We start from the raw sequence: 7,525 nt of genomic DNA on the forward strand, positions 1-7,525 counted from the left end.
TGGCCCGCGCCGAAGCGATCGGGTCGGGCTGCTCGGGCCGGGCCGGCCGGGAAGCGGGCACGCCTTTTCTTATCACTTTTCGGTGTGAATAACCGGACCCCGTGAACTCCAGCCCCATTGCCGTCGTGAATTGAAGTGTGGGGTCGAAACGAGTTGGGATCCGACGTCGGATACTCGTTATCGGCGCCGGTGTGGGCGGTATCTCCGTTGCGCGGGGACTACTGCGCGACGGACATGACGTCACCGTCTTCGAGCACCGGCCGGATGTGCAGGTGGGCGGCGGCGCCGTGACCGTCTGGTCCAATGGCGCGACGGTCCTGGGGCAGCTGGGCGTCGATATGAGCGGGGCTGGTCAACTGCTGTCCACCGTGCGGGTGGTGACATCGGCGGGTCTCCCGCTCGCGACTCTCGACGTGACCAAGGTCGCGGACCGGCTGGGCGCACCTGTTCGGATGGTCCCGCGCCGAGTGCTGCAGGAACGGCTGCTGGAGGGCTTTCCGGTCGAACGTATCCGCTGCAATTCCCGCGTCGTTGACGTGAGTACGCACGACGGAGTTCGGGTCGTGTTCGAGGACGGCACCTCGGCCGAAGGAGATCTGGTGATCGGCGCGGACGGCCTGCACTCAGTCGTCCGACATATCGTCGGCGCCCCACGGGCGGAGCCGACCGGCTGGTGCAGCTGGCAGGGACTGGTCACCCTCCCGGACGTCGTCGGTGACAAACACGTCGCGCTGGTCGTTATCGGCGCGAACGGAAACCTCGGCCTGTGGCCGGCTGGCGGCTCCGATCTGCAATGGTGGTTCGACCTGCCCTGGTCACCCGACTTCGTCCGGCCGGAATCGCCGATCGAGATGATCCGGTCGCATTTCACCGGTTGGTCCGACTCCGTCGATCGCGTCCTCGCTGCATTGACCGGCGACGATCTGGCCCGCTCGCCGTACCCGCATTTTCGCCACCCGATCCCACACCCGGGCCAAGGTGCCCTCACCCTGCTCGGCGATGCCGCACATACGATGCCGCCCACCCTGGCGCAGGGGACCAATCAGGCGCTGCTCGACACCATGGTGTTGTGCAAGGCGCTGGCGAACCCCCGCAACGGCGCCAACGGCGCCATCGGCGCCAGTAGTGATCTCTCGAACGCGCTGCGCTGGTATGAGAAGACCAGGCGACGCCGGGTCACGGCCGTGTCCCGGGCGGCGTCGGTGCAGGTGGCCCACGGCGAGTCGGTGCTGAGACCGGCGACGCTCATCCCCGACCGTCTGCACACCTGGGCACTGTCAATGTTTCTGCGGGCGACAAGTCACCACCGGATGTCCGCGGCGATTGGCCACGACCTGGCGGCCGCGACGGCCACCGCGTCTGGTCGACGGCCATGAGCACGCCAGGGTCAAGCCTGCAACCGGTGGACAACCCGGACGATCCCGTCCGCGTGCGAAGTGATTTCGACGCGCCGTCACGCTGGCTCTGGCTGGTGAAGTGGTGCGTGCTGGCGGTCCCGCACTACCCGATATTGATCCTTCTCTACCTGGTGTATCCGCTGCTGACCGTGGTTGCCGGCGTCGTCATCTTGTGTACCGGACGGTATCCGCGCCCCATCTTCGACTTCAACGTCGGGGTGCTGCGCTGGTCGTGGCGGGTCATGAATTACCGGTTTCCGATGAACAGCACCGACAAGTACCCCCCGTTCACGCTCGCGTCTCGGTCCGACTACCCGGGCGATCTCGAGGTCGACTACCCGGAACGGCTCACCAACTGGGCCGTGCTGGTGAAGTGGTGGCTGTTGGCGATCCCTCAGATACTTCTTTGCTGGGCGATGGAGCCGCTGCTGCAGGTGCTGTGCGTTGTCGCCGCGCTGTGGCTGTTGTTCACCGGGACGATCCCGCCGGGCATGTTCGACCTCCTCATGGGCATGGTTCGATGGCGCTATCGGGTGGCCGCGTATGTCTCGTTGATGCGCGACGAATATCCGCCGTTCCGGCTTGACCTGGGTGGCCGATGACGCGCCGCAATCCGTTGTTCCCCTATGTCTACCGACTCGGCATGCCGATCTTCGACCGGCTGTTCTATCGCCGGTATCGGCGCGCGGCGATGAGCAATGCCACCGGCCGGCTGCTGATGGTCGGTCTTGGCCCGGGAACCGACCTGTTGTTTCTTCCGGCGGCCGTCACGTCGGTCGCCGCGGTGGAGCCGCAGGCGGCGATGCGGCGGATGGCGTCGGCTCTGGCTCACCGCCACGGCATCGCCATCGACATCGTCGATGGTATCGGCGAGTCGATTCCGTTCCCGAACAACAGTTTCGACTCGGTGCACGTCGGTCTGGTGTTGTGCTCGGTGGATGATGTGGCCGCTACCCTCGGCGAAATCCGGCGGGTACTCGTCCCCGGAGGCAGGTTGGTCGTCCTTGAGCACGTCCGCGGGGACGGCGCGATGGGCCGGTTCCAGGACCTGATCGCCGGGCCGTGGTCGTGGTTGGCGTCCGGTTGCCGGCCGAACCGCCGGACCATCGACGCCGTCGCCGCAGCTGGATTCGATACCGGGGGGCTCCGCCGCATCCGCCGAACCCCGGTGCCGCCCCCATGCTCACCTCATCTGCAAGGATTCGCCACCGTCGTCGAGCGCGGTGCATGAGATCTTTCGAATGATCTGTTCACTGTTTGTACACCTCTTGTTGGGCTTCCGTTTGCGTTGTGATCGTGTACCTAACTATCGAACGCACGCCAGATTGGAGTTGCGATGAATCACAGGCAATCACGTCGTGGTCTGACGCTCCTCGGCATTGCCGGCGCATTCCTGGCCGCCGGGGTCATCCCCCTAGCCACCAGCCCCGTAACCCACGCCGACGGTGATGACGGCTCGCCAGGCGCCGACACGGACTTCATCAGCCATACCGACAATTTCGGCCTGTTCACCGACACGTCCGCTGCCGACCCTGATGACAGCGAGTTCGTCGCGAACGTCATCCAAGGTCCGATGTTCCATGGAAGTCCGCTATTCACCGATGTTTTGACGTCTGGGGCTGACCCATCGGACAGCCTGGGGTTCGGGGACACGGGCGTTGGGACGGCCGGGGAAACGGTAAACACGTTCATCGTCCCGTCCGACCCGGCCCTCGACGGCACGTTCACCCTGCCGTTCACGGATCCTCTCGCCGAGTTGTTTACTTTGCTTGTCCAACTGGGACTCTGACGGCTCCGGTCCGCGGGGCTACTCGACGCCGATCACCTCGATGATGTCCGATCGCGCCGCGCAGGTGCAGCAACGTACTCTTACCCGCATTGCGAAGTTCCCGCGGATCCCAGGTATCAAGTGGCCGGCCAGGCTCGTCAGCGCATGGCGACCGCAGGCCCCGGCGCGACAGGCACGCCCAAAGGCGCCGCCCTGGGATACAACGAGCCAAAGATCCGATCGGTTCGACGGGCCACTGACCTCCCCACCGCGGCCAGCACCGCCCGGCTGGACGCGCGACCACCGACGGTGATCCGCACGCCACCGTCCGCGTAGTGGCGGGCCCGCACGTCGGCATCACCGAACACCTTCCGCCAGGATTGCCGGGCGGGCGGCAGATAGACGAAGTTGGCATGCGTTTCGGTGGTGTAGGCGCCCATCGCCCGCAGCTGGCGGCAGAGGTAAGCACGCTCGGCGGTAATACACTCAACACGCTGGCGCAACTGATCTTCGGCGTCATACGATGCCGCCACCGCCACCGCGCTGGTGATGTCCATAGCGAACGGCAGTTGCATCGTCCACAGCACCCTGGCCAACTCCGACGACCCGAAGCCGTAGCCGATCCGCAGACCAGCCAGGCCATAGGCCTTCGAGAACGTCCGCAGCACAATGACGTTCGGGAACCGCCGGACCAGATCAGGCCCATCGATACGGTGCTGTGCTGCGACGAACTCGATATAGGCCTCGTCGAGCAGCACAACGGTGCCCTCGGGCACCCGTTGCAAGAATCGCTCAACGTCGGCGGCCGGATCCAGGGTGCCGGTCGGGTTGTGAGGTCGGCACAACACCACTACGCGAGCGTGGGCCGCAGCCTCGGCCATCGCCGCCAGGTCGTGGCGGCCGTGCCGGTCGAGCGGAATGGCAACCGACTTCAGGTGGGCCATTCGGGCAACGATCGGGTAACCGTCGAACGTGGGGTAACTCAACACAATCCGGTGTCCGGGCCGCGTCAGCGCGTGCAGCACCTGCATCACCACCCCGGTTGCGCCGGCGCCCAGCACGACCTGCTCGTCGCGGACCCCGATGTGGCGGGCGACGATGGCTCGCAGTTTCTCGGGAAGGAATTCCGGATACCGGTTCGCGGCGTCGATCGATCGGATCAACGCCGAACGCACGGCCGGGAGCGGCGGGAACGGGCTCTCGTTGCGGGACAACGCAGCCGGGTCGACGGCCGCTGGCAGCGCCTGGAGGACTCGGGCCGTGACGGGACTTAGCACCACAGGTGACATCAGCCGCGTCCGCCCCAGCGCACCGCCGCCGCGCCTGCGAAGTCGCCGGCATGCGCAAAGGCCGCCATCAACACGATGTCGCCCGCCTTCGCTTGGCCGTCGGACATCGCGTGGTCGAGGTTGACCGGGATCCCGGCACCGAATAGGTTGCCGCACTCGTCAAAAGTGTCGAAGTGCCGTTCCTTCGGCAGCTCCAGCGCTTCACGCCAGTTGCGCAGGAAAACTCGGTTCGGCTGGTTGGTGACGAGCAGGTCGACGTCCTCGGGCTGCACCCCGATTCGGTCACACACCGCCAGCGCCACCTCGGGGACCTGGCGGTTGCCGCGGGCCAGCACCTTGGTGATCTTGCTTTCGGTGAAACCGATGTAGTATTCACCGGGTCCGGCTTGCCACCACTTACGCGACGGGTTCATGGCGAGCGTCATCTCACCGGCGTACTCGCCGTAGGTGCGACACTCGACGTCGAGGATGGGTGAGCGGTCGCAGAGCGTGACCAGGCCCACCGCCGCCCCGTCGCCGGGCACCGCCGACTGGGCCTTGCTCCGCACGCCGGGCTGGTCGAACACCTGGCCTGCCGCGTTCTGCGCGACGGCGATCAGCGCGCTGCGCCCTTCTCCGGATGTCAGCAGTTGACGGGCCACCTTCAGCGCCAGAACGAACGCCGCACAGCCCCCGTTGTGCAGGTCGAGCACCCAGCCGGGCCGCATCCCCAACCGGTGGGCGATGCCGCCGCCGGCACCGTAGAACGGCATGTCCGGCACCTGGGTGTGAGTGATCAGCACGTCGGTATCGGCGATGACGTCCTGGCCGTGCCGCTCGATGAGGCCGGCAGCGGCACGTTCGACCATGTCGATCGCGGTCTCGTCCGGCCCGACGTGATGGCGGAACTTCGGCGCCCGGAACATCAGGCTGTCCCGTAGTTCGTCGGACCCGGCGAATCGCACGTAATAGTCGGCGCCGATCGGTTCGCCAGGCAGGTAGCTGGAAACGTCGATCAGGCTTACGGCCGGTTTGCTCATGACGGATCTCATCTCATCCAGGCCGGGGTAATGGGCAACCCATTGCGGTTTCGGTATTCAGTGATTGCCTTGAGCGTGTTCAGTTCCAATAGGTGACCGGCGCCGAACATGTCCCAGAAATCGCCGACCCAGACCGGGCGCTGTGGTGGGGCAGTCTCCGGGTAGGGGTTGTCGTCGTAGAACGGGTGATGGCAATTCGTCCACAGCGCCACCGAACCCGGCTTGTCGAAGACCACCTGCGCGTCGAGCACCCGCATCAGGTAGATCATCCACAGATGCTTGCCCTGGTCCCACGCGCAGTGGTAGTCGACGGTCCGAGCCTGCGCGTTGGCCACGGTGCGGATGTAGATCCTGGTCTGGGAACCGGTCTCGGCACCGAGCCGGTCGTAGGCCAACCACAGGCCCGGCTCATCGGTGGGCGTGAAGCCGCGCAGGCTGTAGGTCCACTCCTCCAGGCTGCGGGTATCGGCCATGTACTCGAACAACTCATCGGGCGGACAGTCGATGTAGCTGTTGACGGTGCAGAATTCGCCGAACACCTGATCGTGCGGGTAGACCGACCGCATCATCTCCATGATGATCGGGGTGGTCTGCTCTCGTGGTGAGGTCTCGATCCGGACCACCCCGTCGATCGGATCGGCGCTACCGGTATGGGCGGTTATGTCGTCAAGCGCGGACAGTGACATGGACGTGGTCCTCCTTCAGCGGTGGAACGGGTGGTGTGGCAGTCAAAAACGGTGCGAACGGCGGGATCTCGTCGGCCGAGCATTCGACGCTGATGACCGACGGACCGCCGGCGTAGAACGCGATCTCCAACGCGGTTGACAGCTCATTGATCTCACTGACGTCCATCGCCACCAGCCCGGGGAACATCGCCGCCAGGCCTGCGCCCAAGGCACTCGGCCGGAACCGGTTGTAGCTGTACAAATCGCCGTAGAAGAGCTGCTCACGGGTCACGCACATAGCGTGCGCGTTGTTGTTGAACAGCACGAACGTGATGGGGAGCCGGTACTGTAGCGCGGTGTGGATCTCCATGCCGTGCATGAAGAATGCACCGTCTCCGGCCACCACGATGGTTCGCCGGCCGCGCCCGAACGCCATCCCGATGCCGGCACCGAAGCTGTAGCCCATCCCGCCCATGCCCAGCGCGACGACGAACCGGCCATCGCGGCGAACCGGCAGGTGATGTATCGCCGCCGCACCGGTGTTGCCGGCGTCGACGACGATGTCGACCCCGGCGGGCAGCACGGTGTCCAGCACCGCCATCGCGTCGCGGTACCGCACGCCGGGGCCGGTGTGGCGCCGAGGCTGAAGTTCGGTCCGCGATACCCGATCGGACACCCGCGGGCCGGTCGGCCGTCCACACCCTGACAGCATGCGGGTGAGCGCGGCCAGCGATGCTCGGAGGTTCTCTGTGTGCACGTGGGTGCACGGCAGGTACGGCGGCGCCGAGCCGATCGAGATGGTTCGAACGGCATCCAGCGCATCGTCGAGACCGGTGCGGGCGATCGCCGACAGCCGGGTACCGACCAGCAGGCACAGTGCGCTCGCCGCTACCGCGTCGGCGACGCCGGGATGGCCCATCACGCCGGTGACACCCAGTGCCGACGATGAACCGAAACCCGGTGTGCCACTGATGTCTTTGGCATCAGGCGCACACGCCACCTCTGCGCGCAGCAGCGAGCGCAGGTCTTCGAGCTCGGCGCGGGCATCATCGCGAGCGACCTGCTCACCGGCGATGATGGTGACCGGTCCGGTGGCCCGGCACAATGCTCGAACGATCGGGCGCGGGTCGCCGATCCGCGGCGGGGCCGACACTCGGTGACCGTTGTAGTGACCGTTGACGCCGACACCCGCTTGCTGAACGTCCTTGGGCAACAACAACACCGCTGGGCCTCCAACGCGTGCCGCGGCAATGGCGCGGGGTAGCACTGTCGCAATGTCGCCGGGAATGAGCACCCGCCGGCAGAACACCGAGACCGCAGAGAACAGCGCCTCGGCATCCAGCGAGCCGTTGCGGCCACTGGTGTCCTGAAAGCTGCCCCGCCCATC

At 66.1% G+C, this 7,525-nt stretch carries 8 protein-coding genes; 4 read left to right on the forward strand and 4 right to left on the reverse strand.

Translation table 11 applies throughout. The annotated features are described in order from the left end of the window. Positions 1-158: 158 nt before the first annotated feature. The 4 genes from AC2VON_RS18725 (at position 159) to AC2VON_RS18740 (ending at position 3,186) form a co-directional block, all read left to right on the forward strand. Positions 159-1,376: an FAD-dependent oxidoreductase gene (locus AC2VON_RS18725; RefSeq protein ID WP_486954309.1), complete on the forward strand. Its 1,218-nt coding sequence runs from the start codon at positions 159-161 to the stop codon at positions 1,374-1,376. A gap of 53 nt (positions 1,377-1,429) precedes the next feature. After that, positions 1,430-1,999 (forward strand): DUF4389 domain-containing protein, encoded by a 570-nt coding sequence (locus AC2VON_RS18730; RefSeq protein ID WP_486954310.1) that lies wholly within the window; start codon positions 1,430-1,432, stop codon positions 1,997-1,999. Next, positions 1,996-2,628: a class I SAM-dependent methyltransferase gene (locus AC2VON_RS18735; protein WP_486954303.1), complete on the forward strand. Its 633-nt coding sequence runs from the start codon at positions 1,996-1,998 to the stop codon at positions 2,626-2,628. Before AC2VON_RS18730 ends, AC2VON_RS18735 begins: the two co-directional genes overlap by 4 nt. Before the next feature lie 105 nt (positions 2,629-2,733). Beyond that, entirely contained in the window at positions 2,734-3,186 is a 453-nt protein-coding gene (locus AC2VON_RS18740) for a hypothetical protein (RefSeq protein WP_486954304.1), read from the forward strand. Positions 3,187-3,323: 137 nt separating this feature from the next. Here AC2VON_RS18740 and AC2VON_RS18745 read toward each other — a convergent pair whose 3' ends face one another. From AC2VON_RS18745 to AC2VON_RS18760, 4 genes are all read right to left on the reverse strand, one after another. Further along, positions 3,324-4,454 (reverse strand): pyridoxal phosphate-dependent aminotransferase, encoded by a 1,131-nt coding sequence (locus AC2VON_RS18745; protein WP_486954305.1) that lies wholly within the window; start codon positions 4,452-4,454, stop codon positions 3,324-3,326. Beyond that, positions 4,454-5,473 (reverse strand): 3-oxoacyl-ACP synthase III family protein, encoded by a 1,020-nt coding sequence (locus AC2VON_RS18750; protein WP_486954306.1) that lies wholly within the window; start codon positions 5,471-5,473, stop codon positions 4,454-4,456. Before AC2VON_RS18750 ends, AC2VON_RS18745 begins: the two co-directional genes overlap by 1 nt. Positions 5,474-5,481: 8 nt before the next feature. Continuing rightward, positions 5,482-6,159, reverse strand: coding sequence for an SRPBCC family protein (locus AC2VON_RS18755; protein WP_486954307.1), 678 nt, complete (start codon positions 6,157-6,159; stop codon positions 5,482-5,484). Beyond that, positions 6,140-7,525: thiamine pyrophosphate-dependent enzyme (locus tag AC2VON_RS18760; protein ID WP_486954308.1), on the reverse strand; the 1,386-nt coding region annotated here is incomplete at its 5' end. The genes AC2VON_RS18755 and AC2VON_RS18760, both read right to left, overlap by 20 nt.

It is taken from the genome of Mycobacterium sp. TH-M82 (assembly GCF_057473605.1).